Genomic DNA, 386 nt, shown 5'->3' on the forward strand with positions numbered 1-386 from the left:
TACACTCAATCGGGTGTGGGTTATACGGAGTCAGGGGCGGGATTGGGCTATACCCAGTCGGGTGTTGGCTATACTCAATCGGGTGTGGGTTATACTCAATCGGGTGTAGGTTATACGGAGTCAGGGGCGGGATTGGGCTATACCCAGTCGGGTGTTGGCTATACTCAATCGGGTGTGGGCTATACCCAATCCGGTATTGGCTACACTCAATCGGGTGTAGGTTATACGGAGTCAGGGGCGGGATTGGGCTATACCCAGTCGGGTGTTGGCTATACTCAATCCGGTGTGGGCTATACCCAATCCGGTATTGGCTACACTCAATCGGGTGTGGGTTATACGGAGTCAGGGGCGGGATTGGGCTATACCCAGTCGGGTGTTGGCTATAC

At 54.4% G+C, this 386-nt stretch carries 1 pseudogene; it reads left to right on the plus strand.

Going from position 1 to position 386, the window contains the following annotated elements:
- Positions 1-386: pseudogene (locus PL11201_RS25505) on the plus strand (hypothetical protein); the annotation flags it as partial.

It is taken from the genome of Planktothrix sp. PCC 11201 (genome assembly GCF_900009135.1).
Lineage (GTDB): Bacteria > Cyanobacteriota > Cyanobacteriia > Cyanobacteriales > Microcoleaceae > Planktothrix.